At 66.8% G+C, this 15,095-nt stretch carries 12 protein-coding genes; 8 read left to right on the top strand and 4 right to left on the bottom strand.

Going from position 1 to position 15,095, the window contains the following annotated elements; all coding sequences use genetic code 11:
* Window positions 1–37 precede the first annotated feature (37 nt).
* Complete coding sequence (gene glgC, locus Atep_RS12585) at window positions 38–1,309, bottom strand: glucose-1-phosphate adenylyltransferase (protein ID WP_213378841.1); 1,272 nt, start codon at window positions 1,307–1,309, stop codon at window positions 38–40.
* A gap of 94 nt (window positions 1,310–1,403) precedes the next feature.
* Here glgC and glgB point away from each other — a divergent pair, with 94 nt between their 5' ends.
* The gene (gene glgB / locus Atep_RS12580; RefSeq protein ID WP_213378840.1) at window positions 1,404–3,713 is read left to right on the top strand and encodes a 1,4-alpha-glucan branching protein GlgB; all 2,310 of its coding nucleotides are present in this window, start codon (window positions 1,404–1,406) and stop codon (window positions 3,711–3,713) included.
* Entirely contained in the window at window positions 3,691–4,008 is a 318-nt protein-coding gene (locus Atep_RS12575) for a DUF2288 domain-containing protein (protein ID WP_213378839.1), read from the top strand. Before glgB ends, Atep_RS12575 begins: the two co-directional genes overlap by 23 nt.
* On the opposite strand, the gene asnB is transcribed toward Atep_RS12575, so the two are convergent.
* Window positions 4,005–5,822, bottom strand: a complete 1,818-nt coding sequence (gene asnB, locus Atep_RS12570; RefSeq protein ID WP_213378838.1) for an asparagine synthase (glutamine-hydrolyzing) — start codon at window positions 5,820–5,822, stop codon at window positions 4,005–4,007. The genes Atep_RS12575 and asnB overlap by 4 nt on opposite strands.
* A 5-nt stretch (window positions 5,823–5,827) precedes the next feature.
* Entirely contained in the window at window positions 5,828–6,856 is a 1,029-nt protein-coding gene (locus Atep_RS12565) for a quinone-dependent dihydroorotate dehydrogenase (protein ID WP_213378837.1), read from the bottom strand.
* 119 nt (window positions 6,857–6,975) lie between these two features.
* Between Atep_RS12565 and Atep_RS12560 the strand changes: the two genes are divergently transcribed.
* The 5 genes from Atep_RS12560 to Atep_RS12540 all read left to right on the top strand — a co-directional run bounded on the left by Atep_RS12560 (window position 6,976) and on the right by Atep_RS12540 (window position 11,645).
* Window positions 6,976–7,563, top strand: coding sequence for a DJ-1/PfpI family protein (locus Atep_RS12560; protein ID WP_272876291.1), 588 nt, complete (start codon window positions 6,976–6,978; stop codon window positions 7,561–7,563).
* A 24-nt stretch (window positions 7,564–7,587) separates the two neighbouring features.
* Window positions 7,588–8,049 carry an OsmC family protein gene (locus Atep_RS12555; RefSeq protein WP_213378836.1) on the top strand — a complete coding sequence of 154 codons (462 nt, stop codon included), beginning with the start codon at window positions 7,588–7,590 and terminating at the stop codon, window positions 8,047–8,049.
* A 112-nt stretch (window positions 8,050–8,161) separates the two neighbouring features.
* Window positions 8,162–10,138 carry a tetratricopeptide repeat protein gene (locus tag Atep_RS12550; protein WP_213378835.1) on the top strand — a complete coding sequence of 659 codons (1,977 nt, stop codon included), beginning with the start codon at window positions 8,162–8,164 and terminating at the stop codon, window positions 10,136–10,138.
* A gap of 24 nt (window positions 10,139–10,162) precedes the next feature.
* Window positions 10,163–11,203, top strand: coding sequence for a BPSS1780 family membrane protein (locus Atep_RS12545; protein WP_213378834.1), 1,041 nt, complete (start codon window positions 10,163–10,165; stop codon window positions 11,201–11,203).
* Window positions 11,204–11,213: 10 nt separating this feature from the next.
* A complete protein-coding gene (locus Atep_RS12540) occupies window positions 11,214–11,645 on the top strand; it encodes a DUF29 domain-containing protein (RefSeq protein ID WP_213378833.1) in 432 nt (143 codons plus the stop codon).
* Window positions 11,646–11,662: 17 nt separating this feature from the next.
* Here Atep_RS12540 and Atep_RS12535 read toward each other — a convergent pair whose 3' ends face one another.
* Complete coding sequence (locus Atep_RS12535; RefSeq protein ID WP_213378832.1) at window positions 11,663–12,520, bottom strand: PIG-L deacetylase family protein; 858 nt, start codon at window positions 12,518–12,520, stop codon at window positions 11,663–11,665.
* Between the two features lie 14 nt (window positions 12,521–12,534).
* On the opposite strand from Atep_RS12535, the gene Atep_RS12530 reads away from it, so the two are divergent.
* Entirely contained in the window at window positions 12,535–15,060 is a 2,526-nt protein-coding gene (locus Atep_RS12530) for a tetratricopeptide repeat protein (RefSeq protein WP_213378831.1), read from the top strand.
* Window positions 15,061–15,095 lie beyond the last annotated feature (35 nt).

Here is a 15,095-nt window from a genome sequence, read left to right as displayed (position 1 = left end):
TGGAATCCGTGACGAAACGCTGAAAACGAACAGGGTCTCAGCGAACCTGATTGGCGTCCTGCCCGAGCATCTCGGGCGTCACCAGGGTGACGCCGCCCTCGCTCACATGGAAACCGGCACGCCGGTCGGCCTCGGGATCCAGTCCGATCCGCGTGCCCTCTGGCAGTTGGCAAAAACGATCGACGATCGCCTTGCGCACGATGCAGTTTCGCCCGATCTCCACGTCCGGCAGGATCACTGAGTCACTCACCTGGCTGTAAGAGTTCACTCGCACGTTCGAAAACAGCAGCGAATGGCGCACCGTCGCGCCCGAGATGATGCAGCCGCCCGAGACCATGGAGTCGACCGCCATGCCGCGCCGGTCATCGTCGTCGAACACGAACTTGGCCGGCGGCAACTGCTCCTGATAGGTCCAGATCGGCCAGTTTTGGTCATAGAGATTCAGCGGCGGCGTGACGCCGATCAGCTCCAGATTGGCCTCCCAGAACGCATCCAGCGTGCCCACATCGCGCCAGTAGGCCTGATCGCCGCTGCGCGGATCGCGGAAGGTATAGGCCATGACCCGATAGAGTTTGATGACGTTGGGGATGATGTCCTTGCCGAAGTCATGGCTCGACCCCGGCATGTCCGCGTCCTTGAACAGCTGCTCGAATAGAAAACCGCGATTGAACACATAGATTCCCATCGATGCCAGGCAGCGTTCGGGCTGTCCGGGGATGGTCTCGGGATTGGCCGGCTTCTCGGCGAAGCGGCGCACCCGGCCGTCGCTGTCGACCGACATGACGCCGAACTCACGCGCCCGCTCGACATCGACCTCCAGACAACCGACCGTCATGTCGGCGCCGGTCTCGACGTGATGGGCGATCATGGCGCCATAGTCCATCTTATAGATGTGATCGCCGGCCAGGATCAGGATGTATTCGGGATCATGGTCGCGGATGATGTCGAGATTCTGGAACACCGCGTCCGCCGTGCCGGCATACCAGGCGGTCTCGGCCACGCGCTGCTGCGCCGGCCACAGCTCGACGAACTCGCCGAACTCGCCGCGCAGGAAGCCCCAGCCCTTCTGGATATGCAGGATCAGCGAATGGGCCTTGTACTGGGTCAGCACGCCGATACGCCGGATGCCGGAGTTGATGCAGTTGGAGAGCGGGAAATCGATGATGCGGAACTTGCCGCCGAAGGGCACCGCCGGCTTGGAACGCCAGGCGGTCAGTTGCTTGAGACGTGAGCCACGCCCCCCGGCCAGGATGAGCGCCAGCGTGTTGCGGGTCAGGCGGCTGATGAACCTGGGGTTGGTGTGGGGCATGGCTCCTCCTGTTTGACGACGGCCTGCAAAGGATTGGGAACCTCCTTATGATACCATCCCCGCGTATTCCAATCCCCAGAGGTACAGGAACGACATGGCCAACGCGATCAGCTCTGCCCCCAAGCTCCCGGAACCCTTGCAGCGTATCGTCGAGGCGCGTCACCACGATCCCTTCGAGGTTCTCGGACGCCATGAGGACAACGGGCGAGCGGTCGCGCGCGTCTTCCTGCCCCAGGCCGAGCAGGTGAGACTGGTCGAACCCGACGCGCCGATGGAGCGTATCGAGGGCAGTGATTTCTTCGTCTGGGAGGGCGAGGCCGAACAGTTGCCGCAACGCTTCCAGGTCGAATGGACGGATGCCGACGGCCTTACCCATGTCCAATACGATCCCTATTGCTTCCCGCCGTTGCTGGGCGATCTCGACCTGCATCTGTTCGGCGAGGGCAAGCACTGGCACATCTACCGCATCCTCGGCTCGCACGCGGTCGAGGTCGAGGGCGTGCCCGGTATCCGCTTCGCCGTCTGGTCGCCGAATGCCGAGCGGGTCAGCGTGGTGGGCGATTTCAACGCCTGGGACGGACGCGCCAATCCGATGCGGGTGCGCGGCGGTTCGGGCGTCTGGGAGCTGTTCATCCCAGGGCTGGAGCCGGGCGGTTTCTACAAATACGAGATCCGCGACCGCGCCACCCATATCCACATCAAGATCGATCCCTATGCCCAGGCGTTCCAGAAGCGTCCGCAGACCGCCGGACTGCTCGCCGTGGAGAGCGCCTTCGACTGGGGCGACGCCGACTGGATGGAACGGCGCGCCAGGACCAACTGGCAGCAGGCGCCGATGTCGGTCTACGAGGTCCATCTCGGCTCCTGGCGGCGCGATCCCGAGGGCGACTTCCTCAACTATCGGGTGCTGGCCCACGAGATCGCCGACTATGTCAAGGAACTCGGCTTCACGCATATCGAATTGATGCCGATCACCGAGCATCCGCTCGATGCCTCCTGGGGCTATCAGTGCACCGGTTATTTCGCCCCGACCTCGCGTTTCGGTACGCCGAACGACTTCCGCTATTTCGTCGATCACTTCCACCGCGAAGGCATCGGCGTGCTGCTCGACTGGGTGCCGGCGCACTTCCCAAAGGATGCCTATGCACTGGCACGCTTCGACGGCACGGCGCTCTATGAGCACGCCGACCCGCGTCTGGGCGAGCACAAGGACTGGGGCACGCTGATCTTCAACTTCGGGCGCAACGAGGTGCGTAACTTCCTGCTGGCCAGCGCGCTCTACTGGCTGGAGGAATTCCACATCGACGGTCTGCGCGTCGATGCCGTGGCCTCGATGCTCTATCTCGATTATTCGCGTAACGCCGGTGAATGGATCCCGAACAAGTACGGCGGCAACGAGAACCTGGAGGCCGTGGATTTCATCCGCGAGCTGAACATGGTCACGCACGAGCAGTTCCCCGGCACGCTGATGATCGCCGAGGAATCGACCGCCTGGCCGGCGGTGTCGCGTCCGACCTATCTCGGCGGGCTGGGCTTCAGCATGAAGTGGAACATGGGCTGGATGCACGACACCCTGTCCTACATGCAGAAAGACCCCATCTATCGTCATTTCCATCACGATCTGCTGACGTTCGGGCTGCTCTACGCCTTCACCGAGAACTTCGTGCTGCCGTTCTCGCACGACGAGGTCGTGCACGGCAAGAAGTCGATGCTCGACAAGATGCCGGGCGACGGTTGGCAGAAGTTCGCCAGTCTGCGGCTGCTCTACACCTTCATGTTCAGCTATCCGGGCAAGAAGCTGCTGTTCCAGGGCTGTGAGTTCGCTCAGGGCAAGGAATGGAACTTCGCCGGTCAGCTCGACTGGGAGCTGCTGGAGCGTCCGCCGCATCAGGGCGTGCACAAGCTGGTCGCGGATCTCAACCGGATCTACGCCGAGCTTCCGGCGCTGCACGAGGTCGATTTCGACGCCGCCGGGTTCGAGTGGATCGATTGTCACGACAGCTCGCAGTCGGTCCTGAGCTACATCCGCAAGGATCGCGCCGGCAAGACGCTGGTCGCGGCGGTGTTCAACTTCACGCCTGTGCCGCGTACCAACTATCGCATCGGCGTGCCCGAGGCTGGGTTCTATCGCGAGGCGGTCAATTCGGATGCCGAGCTCTACGGCGGCAGCAATGTCGGCAATCAGGGCGGGGTGACGGCGGAGCCGGTGAGCTGGATGGGGCGTCCGCATTCGCTGCTGATCTCACTACCGCCGCTGGCCGGGCTGATCCTGGTGCACGAGCCGCTGACCGAGTCGTCCGGCGAGGCGGAGGATGGTGAGGCCGCCTCGACTTCGGCTTCGACGACGTCGGAGACTCCTGAAACCGCGACGGATGCCGGCGATGTCAGCGACAAGGCCGCTTGAGTATACGGACGCACTGGAGCGGGCCAGGATCAATCAGGAGACGGCCCGTCTCCCGTGGCGCGAGCTGCAACGTTTCTTCGCTCAGGGGCGGGTGATCGCGGTCGCGCCGGAACTGGATCTGGTCGAGCTGGCGCTGCGCTGTTCGCGTGATGAGGCCCGGACCATCGCCGCCGACCTGGAGCAGGGCCGTCTGGCGCCGGTCAGCGACGACCAGGCGCGCGTCTGGCTGGAGGCCGACGCCGAGGTCTGGGCGGTGGTCGTCAAGCCCTGGGTGCTGGTTCAGGATCGCGCTTAGATCCAATCGAGCGGTTCTTCGTCCGGTGAGGGCTTGAGTCCTGGCTGTTCGATGAACAGCCGGTGCCAGATGGCGAACTGCATCAGCCCGAACAGCTCGCGTCCGCCGCCGCGTCCGGACTGACGCGCGGCGACCAGCTCGGGGATGGCGCTGACCTCGAACCAGTCGCGCACGCCTGTGTTGCGCGCCAGCCGTTGCCCGACCTCAGCGGCCAGATCGCCACGCAGCCAGTCGCCGACCGGGACATGGAAGCCGCGCTTGGGCCGCTCCAGATGGCCGGGCGGCAGTTTCGGCTCGGCCCAGCGTCTGACCAGCCATTTGCCCTGATGTCGGCGGACTTTGAGATCATCCGGCAGCGATAGCCCGAACTCGACGATCCGATGGTCGAGAAAGGGCACGCGCCCTTCCAGCCCGAAGCCCATCAGCAATCGATCGGTCTTGACCAGCAAATTGTCGGGCAGGGCCGTGACCAGGTCGGTGTACTGGCGGCGCTGCATGTCCGACCAGTTTCGGGGCGTCTCGCGCCAGGCACTTAGCACCGGGGCACGATCGGCGTCGGCGACCGCCCGTAGTGCCGGTCCCATCAGGCGTCGTGTCCAGCGTCCGGCCCACTGGCCACGGGTGCGGAAGCCGCCGCTACCCGGATGCAGCAGCGATTTCAGCAGCCGCTCAGCGAGCGGTGGGCGATAGCGCCCGTAACCGGCGAACGCCTCATCCCCGCCTTCGCCCGAGAACACCACCTTCAGCTCCGCGCCCGCCGTCTCGGCCAGGATCGAGGTCGGCAGACAGGCGTAATCGCGCATCAGCTCGTCGGCGCACCAGACCGTATGCGGCAGGCGTCCGAAGACCTTGGGCAGATCCAGTTCGAGCGGCCGATGGTCGAAGCCGAAATGCGCCGCCACGCACGCGGCCTCGTCCAATTCATGCGCCATGCTCGTGCCGCGATAGCCGATCGAATAGCTCTTGATGTGTCCCGCGCCCTGTTCGGCGAGCTTGGCGGCCAGCACCGCCGAATCCAGTCCGCCGGAGAGGAACAGACCGAAGGGCACATCCGAACGCTGATGCTCGCGCATGGCGTCGTCCATCAGGGCGTCGAGTTGGGCGCGTGCCTCGTCGAAATCGATCCGGCGCGGTTTCACATTCAGCGCCGACCAGTAGCGATGCGGGTGGATGTTGAGATCGGCGTCGATCAGCAGTGCCGTGCCCGGCGGGACGCGCCGGATGCCGTCGATCAGCGTCTCCTCACCGCCGGCGAACTGGTTTTGCAGGAACCGGCGCAGCGCGCTCGGCTGAATCCGGGGCGACTCGGGCAGGATCGCCAGCAGCGCCTTGATCTCGGAGGCGAAGGCGATGCGGTCGGGCAGTCGGACATAGAACAGCGGCTTGATGCCGAGCCGGTCGCGTCCGAGGATCAGACGTCCGGTGTGCGCATCATGGAGCGCAAAGGCAAACATCCCGCGCAGTCGGTCGAGCGCGTCGAGTCCATACGCGGCATAGGCATTGAGGATGGTTTCAGAATCCGAGCCGGTGCGCGGCGGCCGGCCGAGCGCGCTTAGCTCAGCGTTCAGCTCGATGTAGTTGTAGACCTCGCCGTTGGCGACCAGCGCAAGCTGCCCGTCCGCCGACAGCAGCGGCTGATGACCGCTCTCCAGTCCGATGATCGAGAGTCGCGTCTGCACCAGACCGACCGGCCCGGCGCAATAACGGCCCCGGTCGTCCGGGCCGCGATGCGCGAGCCGCTCGGCCATACGGTCGAGCAGCTCAGGCTCGGGACGCCGCCCCTGAGCCAGGATGAATCCGGCAATGCCGCACATCGCGCTCAGAGTCCGCGCAGCAGCTCGCGCACGAATCCGGGACCGCGATAGATGAGACCGGTATAGACCTGGATCAGATCGGCGCCGGCCGCGAGCTTGGCGCGCGCGCCCTCGGGGTCGAGGATGCCGCCGACGCCGATGATGACCGGCTCGGGACCGAGCGCCGCACGCACCTTGCCCAGCAGCTCGGTCGAGCGCGACAGCAGCGGTCGGCCCGAGAGTCCGCCGCTCATTCCCTCGGTCGAACTCCTGAGACCCTCGAAGCGAATGGTGGTGTTGGTGAAGATCAGCCCGGTTGCTCCGGCTTCGAGCGCCGCACGCGCGCACTCGATGGCCTCGGCGTCGGCCAGATCCGGGGCCAGCTTGACCAACAGCGGACGCGGACGACTCAGGCGCTGGTTCGGCCCCTGGATCGCCTCCAGAATCCGCGCGACCTCATCGACCCGTTGCAGATCGCGCAACCCCGGCGTGTTCGGGCTGGAGATGTTCACGACCACATAGTCGGCCAGCTCGCCCAAGCGCTCGAAGCTCTGCCGATAGTCCTCAGCCGCCCGCTCCGCCGGTGTCACCTTGGACTTGCCCAGATTCACCCCGAGCGGGATCTCGGGCAGTCCACGCGCGCGCAGGCGCCCAAGCCGCCGCGCCATCGCCTCGGCGCCGCCGTTGTTGAACCCCATGCGGTTGACCAGCGCCTCGTCGGCTGCGAGGCGGAACAGACGCGGGCGCGGATTGCCCGGCTGGGGCAGGGCGGTCACGGTCCCGACCTCGACGAAGCCGAAACCGAGCGCCTGCCAGGCCGGCACCGCCTCGCCCTGCTTGTCCAGCCCGGCGGCCAGACCGATGGGGTTGGGAAAATGCAGACCCATCACCTCGCGCGCTAGCGCCGGACGCCGCGCGATATCCATCACGCCGAGCCGCCCGTCGAAGAGCGCCGACCAGCGCGCCAGCAGTCCGAGCGTGAGATTGTGGGCCTGCTCCGGATCGAGTTTGAACAGCAGGGCACGGGCGAGCGGCCAGGGCGGGGTGACGAACATGGGGCTGAAGTCTCCTGTGTCGAGGCTGGACGGGATCGCCGGCGAACGCGCGTCGCGACGATCCTCAATGCTATAGTTTGAACTTTCCAATCACAGCGATCCGGAGGAGGACAGCGCTCATGGCGATCAAAAAGATACTGATGCTGGTCGGGGACTATGTCGAGGACTATGAGGCGATGGTGCCCTTCCAGATGCTACAGATGGTCGGGCACAAGGTCCACGCCGTCTGTCCGGGCAAGCAGCCGGGCGAGCACGTGCGCACCGCCATCCATGACTTCGAGGGCGACCAGACCTACAGCGAGAAGCCCGGTCACAACTTCGCCATCAATGCCGACTTCGCCACCGTGGATCCGGCCAAGTACGACGCCCTGGTGATCCCCGGCGGGCGCGCCCCCGAATACCTGCGCCTCAATCCGCGCGTCATCGAGATCGTGCGTCACTTCGCCGCCGGGGACAAGCCGATCGCCTCGGTCTGTCACGGTCAGCAGATCCTGGCCGCCGCCGGCGTGCTCGATGGGCGCCGGTGCACCGCCTATCCGGCCGTGCGGCCCGAGCTGGAGCGTGCCGGCGGCACCTGGTGCGAAGTCAACGAGACCGTCTCCAACGCCTATGTCGACGGCAAGCTGGTCACGGCTCCGGCCTGGCCCGCCCATCCGGAATGGATGCGCAAGTTCCTGGAAGTCCTGGGCAGCCGCATCGAACCCTGAACCCCGATCGTCGAGGAACCTCTCATGTCCGAGGAAGGCCGTTTCACCATCCATCTCCAGCAGCAGGAAGGCTTCCTGATCAACGTCGCCTTCGACTGGAAGCGCGCGCCGGACGTCCTCATGGACGAGCCGCCGCCGCTCGGCGAACAGCAGGGGCCGAATGCCTCGCGCATGCTCGCCGCCGCCGCCGCCAACTGTCTGAGCGCCAGCCTGCTCTACTGCGTCTTCAAGGAAGAACCGCCCGAGAATTGTCTGCGCGCCGAGGCCACCTGCATCATGGTCCGCAACGAGCGCAAGCGGCTGCGCATCGGTTCCATGGAGATCCGGCTGATCGTCAGCGAAGCGGTCACGCAGTCGGCGCGCTTCGCCCGCTGCAAGGATCTGTTCGAGGACTTCTGCGTGGTCTCGGCCAGCATCCGTCAGGGCATTCCGATGCGGGTGACGGTCGAGGACGAGACGGGCGAGATCCTGCATACCTCGTCCTGAGGCCGGCAGGGTACGCCTGGCGTACCCTGTTTGGGCACCCTATCAAAACATGCCTACTCGGACCGCAGGCGGTTTAGAATGACCACCTCACTGCTGAGTGGAGGAGTGTGTCATGCTGGTCCAGCACGATGCGGCTGATGCCGAACGTTTCGAACGAGTCATCGTGGAGTCCGTTCGACACATCCTGGAGCATCCCGACCCGCGCGACTATATCGACTGGGCGGAGGACTACATCCCCGAGACCCTGGGGTTGTGGGATTCCAGCCTCGATCCCGCCGAGATCGCGCGCCTGACCCGGATGCTCGCCACCCTCATCTGGGACGCCACGCCCCAACCGTCCAATGCCTTCCGGCCGCGTCCGCTGCCCCAGCCGGCGCCCGAGGATCCCTGCCTCTGCGGCTCCGGCTTTGCGTATGGCCAGTGCTGCGGCAATCTCGACGAGCTGCCGCACCTCTCGACCGAGCTGGTGTGGGACATCGTCATCGAGCTGCTGTCCGAGGACGGGGTGCGCGCGGCCCTGGCCAGCGGGGTCGTCCCCGAGCCGCTGCTGGCGCGCATCGCCGACCGCTGGCTCGACGAGGACCGGCCCGGACGGGTGGTGGCCCTGCTGGAACCGCTGTTCGCCGGAGCGCTGGAGTCGCTCGACGGGCGTTACGAACCGGCGCTGGATCTGCTCTGCGACGCCTACGACCGACTCGACCACCGGCGCAAGAAGCTGGCACTGCTCCAGCGCGTCTGCCGGGAGGGCGGTCGTGCGCTCCAGTCGGCGGCCTGGCAGCGGCTCGGCACCATGCACATCGACGCGGGCGACTACGCCCTGGCCCAGGACGCCTTCACCGCCGCGCTTCGCAGCGACCCGGACAGTCCGGGCACGGCCCTGCTCGAGATCACCCTGCTGGTGGCCCAGCACAAGGACGCCCAGGCGCGTGAGCGGGCGCGCTTCTGGCGCCATCGGTTCAAGCGGCGAGGTCTCGAATCCGAGAGCTTCATGGAGTTCCTGGAGCAGGTCATCGTCGACCCGCAGGAGGCCATGGTCAACACCCAGTCCGACGTGCTCGACCCGGCACTGGTGGATCTGCACGATTGGGTCGCGGTCGCCATGGCCCGCCCACTGCCCGACTATGCACTGGTCAATCGACGCCGACGCGCCCGACCGGCGATGCCGACGCGCACCACGCAACTCGAACTCTTCGAGGGGCTGGAGGCACGCAAGACGCCGGACGTCGCCGACGACGGCACTATGCCCGAGTCCTGGATCGAGTCCGGCCGTCCGGTCGGGTTGCGCGCCCCGGTCGAGGTCGGATCGTCCGAGGCGCTCTGGCACCGGCTCTATCCGGGCGGCAAGCCGCGCTCGATCCATCTGACCCTGAGCGAAGAACTCGATGTCTGGTCCGAACCGGGCTGGCTGGACCATCTGCTCGGTCATCCCGAGCTGGCCGACAGTCTGGACGTGCTCGACGATCTGGCCACGGCGCTCTATGTCCATCCCGAGAGTGCGCTGCCCTGGATCGCCCATGCGTTGCTGACACCCGTGCTCGATCGTGCCTGGTCGATCCTGGAGCGGGTGTTGCCGCCGGACTCGGGCCGACAACTGCCCTGGTCGATCGAGGCCAACCGTCCGGCATTGCGGCTGCTGTTCCGGCGCTATCTGGCGCAGGCCCAGGAAGGACACTCCGAGGAGGCGCGGCGCACGCTCGAGACCCTGCTGCGTCTCAACCCCCAGGACAACCACGGCGCGCGCGCCGAGCTGATGAACCTCTATCTGCGCGACGGTGAGGACGAGCGTGCCCTGGCCCTGGCGCGGCGCTTCCCGGACGACCTGCTCGCCGACCTGGCCTATGGCGAGGTGCTGGCGCTCTATCGGCTCGGACGCGAAGAGCGGGCGCGCACCGTGCTCAAGACCGCCATCCGCCGCCTGCCGCGCATCCCGCGCTATCTGACGCGCAAACGCATCAAGCAGCCGCGCCTCGATCCGCTCGGCGTCACCCTCGGCGGCGAGGATCAGGCCTGGCTGTATCGCGAGGCCATGCGCGACGTCTGGGCCGCCGAGCCGGGCGTGCTGGACTGGTTGAAACGCTGTCTGGTCTAACGGTCACAACGCAACATTGGGGGTATGCAGGTGGACACTCGCTATCGCATCGTCTATTCGGGACGGCTGTCGCTGGGCCACAGTCATCACGAGGTCGTGGAGCAGCTCGCACGCAAGTTCAACATGAGCGAGCAGGAAGCGCGCGAGCTGGTCATGAACGGCAGCGGACGGGTCATCAAGCATGATTTGACTGCCGCCAAGGCCGAGCGTTATCGGGAGGCGCTGGCCTCGGTGGGGCTGGAGGTCGATATCGAGGCGCAGTCGGGTGCATCCGGTCCGTCGCTGGACAAGCCGGCGGCATCGGACTCCAGGGCGTCGTCACCGATCGATCTCGACGCCGCCTCGGATCGACTCGGCGAGCCGAACGCGGTCGAGGCCGGTCGGGGCTGGGGCTGGATCCAGGACGCCTGGGGGCTGTTCAAGCAGGCGCCCTGGGCCTGGATCGGCGCCCTGCTGCTGTTCTATCTGATCATCATCGTGGTCAGTCTGGTGCCGCTGATCGGCGGACTGGCGACGGCCGTTCTCGGTCCCATGTTCACCGCCGGACTCATGCTCGGCGCCCAGGCTCAGGATCGCGGCGAGGGGTTCGGCGTCGGCCGGCTCTTCGCCGGATTCTCGGTGCGACCGGGTCCGCTGGCGCTCGTCGGTGTCGTCTATCTGGTACTGGCCCTGCTCATCGGTTTGGTGATCGCTCTGCCCTTCATCCTCATGGTGGGGAGTTCGGGGATGATGACCCCAAGCCCGACCATGAAGCCCGAGCAATTCGAGGCCATGGCCGCCGGCATGCTGCCGGTCCTGATCGCGCTGCTGCTCGGTATTCCGCTGGCCATGGCCATGTTCTTCGCCCCGGCGCTCGTGGCCCTGGACGCCGTGCCCGTCATGCAGGCCTTCAAGCTCAGCTTCATGGGCTGTCTGAGGAACATCCTGCCGTTCCTGGTCTTCGGGCTGATCGCGTTCGTCCTGCTCTTCGTCGGCGCGATCCCCTTCTTGTTGGGCTGGCTCGTGCTCTTGCCCGTGCTGACCATCGCGGTCTATACCGCCTATCGCGATATCTTCCGGTCGTGAGGCTTCACGCATGACGGCCTGTTACGACACCGACATCGTGGCCTGGGCGAACGAGCAGGCGCGCTTGATCCGTGCCGGACGGTTCGACCTGCTCGACCTGGAGCACATCGCCGAGGAGATCGAGGACGTGGGCAAGAGTGAACAGCGCGAGCTCGCCAATCGCATGGCGATCCTGCTGATGCATCTGCTGAAGTGGCACTCTCAACCCGAGCGGCGCGGCAATAGCTGGGTGCGCACCATCAAGGAGCAGCGACGCGGCGTGCGGCGTCGTCTGGAGAAGACACCGAGCCTGAAGGCCATGACCGCCGATGCCGCCTGGTGGGAAGATGTCTGGTCGGATGCGGTGGCGCGGGCCGCCGATGAGACGGGTCGCGACGATTTCCCTGAGGTCTGCCCCTGGGCCGAATCCGAGATCCTCGGCGAAGGCTGGCTGCCGTCGTAAACGGGTGAGCGCGTGGTTCAGGTTCGGCGCAGACGTCGGACCAGCCGGCGTAGCGGGGCCGTGATCCGCCGGGAGGTCGAGTGCTCGCCGGCCGCGAGTCGGGCCTCGAAGTCGCCGCATGGCCGGCGCAGCGACTCGACCAGATCCTTCAGCGAACACTCGGGCGAGGGACGCATCCGGTCCCAGGGCGGCGCGCGCAGTTCATCGCGGCTCAGGAGCCGGTAGGCTTCGGCGGCGCGGATCTCGGGCGGGAGGGTATAGGTGCGAAAGCCGTTCAGTCCGGCGACATGGCGGTCGTAGTCCTGCTGCGCCATCTGGGTCGTGAAACAGGCCATGGCCGCACGCTTGCGTTCGGCCAGATCCGTGATGTCGAGCAGCCGGTTCGGCCACAGCGGCGAGCCGACCTCGTAGAAGGCGAGCCGGAGCGGACGCTCACAGCGCCGCACCGCCTCGGCGCTCGCCAGCGCCAGCGTCAGATGATCCGGATGGATCTCCCACCAGGACGGCGCATAGACCAGATCCGCCGACCAGTGGGCGATCGCCTCCAGGATCTGTCCGATCAGCGGCTCGCCATAGTTCAGTCCCCGATCCGGCCAGTCCCAGAACACCGGGTCGACATGGCCGAGCACCGCCGCCGCGCGCCGGGTCTCGTCCCGACGTGTCCGGATCGGATCAGGCTGATCCGGCCCCACGCCCAGCGCGCCATCCGTGACGACGATGACCCGCACTGGGTCTCCCGCCGCCAGATGTCGCATAATGGCGCCCCCGCAACCGAAGACCTCGTCGTCGGGATGCGGCGCCAGCACCAGCACTCGACCGTGCGCCAGACAGTGCTCGGCGCGATAGGGAACGAATTCGTGTTCAGCCAAGCTCATAGTCAGGTATCGTCTTGATCAATTACTCGGTCTCCTGGTCGTCACAGTCCGCTCCAGCCGCCACGAAACCGGCCGATCCGCTCGCCGCCGGACTCGACGCCCACCTGCAGGGCGATCCGGAGCGCGCCATCGCCGATTATGCGCGCGCCCTGCGCGAGCGGCCACAGCGCATCCTCGCCGCCTATAACCTGGGCGTGGCCCTGGTCGATGCCGGTTGCGGACTGAGTTCGATCCCGCTGTTCGCGCGCGCGACCCTGCAATGGCCCAACTCAGCCGTGTTGCGCGGCGCCTGGATCTACAGTCTGGTCCGCGCCGGACGCCGGCCCGAGGCTGAACAGCGGCTGGCCGAGGCCGGATCTCTGGGCCTGCCGCCCGAGACCCTGGCACGCTGGCGCGCCTGGATCGAGGCACCCGCACCCGAGGCGTATGAAGCCGAGGCACACCCGACACCGGCCCGGGTCGGCGCCGAACCGCCCGATGCGCCCCTGAACCTGCCGACCGGCTCGGCCGTGCAGGCCCGGCTCCAGGAAGCCTTCGCCCGTCTGATCCGGCTCTACCGGTCCGGCCGCTTCGAGCCGCTGCTCGCCGAGCTGGAGCGCGCGCTCGCCGATCAGCCCTCCTGGGGGGAGGCACATCATCTGCGTGGTCTGGCCGCCATGGCTCAGCGCGACTTCGAGACGGCACGCCGGTCGCTCGCGCGCGCCGTCGAACTCATCCCCGGCCGCGCCGAGCTCTGGGACCATCTGGGCGTGGCCTGCTCACGGCTCGGCGATGCCGAGGGCGCGCAGCGGGCCATCGAGCAATCCCTGTGTCTGAACCCGTTGCGCGCCGAGACCTGGAACAATGCCGCCGATGCCGCACTGCACTGCAATCGGTTGGAGGCCGCCTTCCAATACGCGCTCCAGTCGCTGCGGCTCGACCCCGAACTCCTGATCGCCGGTTATTCGCTGCTGCAAGCCGCCTACAAGCTGCTCGAACGCGACCGGCCCGAGACCGAGCCGGCCGAGGACCGGACCGGCCCGCTGGCGTTCGCCGCCGAAACCCTCAAATCCAAGGCGACCGACCCCGAGCGCACCCTGATGCTGGCCGGCTGGCTGTCGGATCTGGGGCGTTTCGAGGATGCCGTCGAGATCCTGACGCACGCCCACGAGTCAGAGGAACCCCAGCCGCCCCGACTGCTCGCCGAGCTGATCCGCAACCAGTTGCATGTCTGCGATTGGCGCCGGTTCGACGAACGTTGCGCGACCCTGGTCGAACGGGTCCGGACATCCGATCAGGCCGTGATCCGGCCATTCGCCGCGCTCGCCATCCCCGGACTCACGGCCCTCGATCAGCAGCGCATCGCGCGCCGGCAGGCCGCCGAATATGCACCCTGGTCGACGCGCGCCCAGGCGTTGCCGCCGGCTCCGCCCAAGCCGGCCGGGGCGCGTCTGCGCATCGGCTATCTCTCCGACGACCTCCAGGAGCACGCCACCGCCTATCTCACCGCCGCGCTCTTCGAGCGTCATGACCGCCAGCAGTTCGAGATCTTCGCCTATTCGACCGGCCACGACGACGGCGGCCCCATGCGCCGGCGTCTGCGCGCGGCCATCGAGCACTTCGTCGACATCCGTGAGCTGACCCATGACGCCGCGGCACGACGCATCCGCGAGGACGGCGTCGACATCCTCGTCGACCTCAAGGGCTACACCCGCCATGCGCGCCTGGAGATCCTGGCCCAGCGTCCGAGTCCGATCCAGGCGAGCTGGCTCGGCTTTCCGGGCGGTCTGGGAAGCGACTTCATCGACTATCTGATCGCCGACCCGATCGTGGTTCCGCCCGAGTCCGTCGCGGCCTATGACGAAGCCATCGCTTATCTGCCCGACGCCTATGCCCCGGTCGACGACCGGCGTCAGGTCGGCGCACGGCCCACGCGCACCGAGGCCGGACTGCCCGAGGACGCCTTCGTCTTCGCCTGTTTCAACGATCCCTACAAGATCACGCCCGCGGTCTTCGAGCGCTGGTGTCGGTTGCTCCAGGCCGTCCCCGGCTCGGTGCTCTGGCTCTATGCGCGCACCGAGGCCATCCGGCGCAATCTGGCGCGTGAGGCCGAACGACGCGGTGTCGCCGCCGAACGGCTGATCTTCGCGCCCAAGCGTCCTCAGCCCGAGCATCTGGCGCGTCTGCCGCTGGCCGATCTCATGCTCGACACGCTGCCGGTCAATGCCCACACCACGGCCTCGGACGCGCTCTGGATGGGCGTGCCGCTCGTGACCTGTCAGGGCGAGACCTTCGCGGCGCGCGTGGCCTCCAGTCTGCTCGCCGCCTGCGGCCTGAGCGAGCTGATCGCCACGGATCTCGACCGCTATCAGGCGCTGGCGCTCGATCTGGCCACCCACCCGGCGCGTCTCCGGGAACTGCGGACACGCCTGAGCGAGGCCGGGACGCGCGCGCCCTTCTTCGACGGCGAGCGCTTCGCCCGCCGGCTCGAAGAACTCTATCGGCGTATGTGGGAGCGTCACCTCCAGGGAGGCCGGCCGGATCGGCTCGATGTTATGTGACCGTCCGGACGCACCGCAATAAAGCGCTTGCCGGA

The organism is Allochromatium tepidum (genome assembly GCF_018409545.1).
GTDB classification, from domain to species: Bacteria; Pseudomonadota; Gammaproteobacteria; order Chromatiales; family Chromatiaceae; genus Thermochromatium; species Thermochromatium tepidum_A.
Note: the sequence above shows the minus strand (reverse complement) of the source record. Positions and strands in the feature narration are given on the sequence as shown.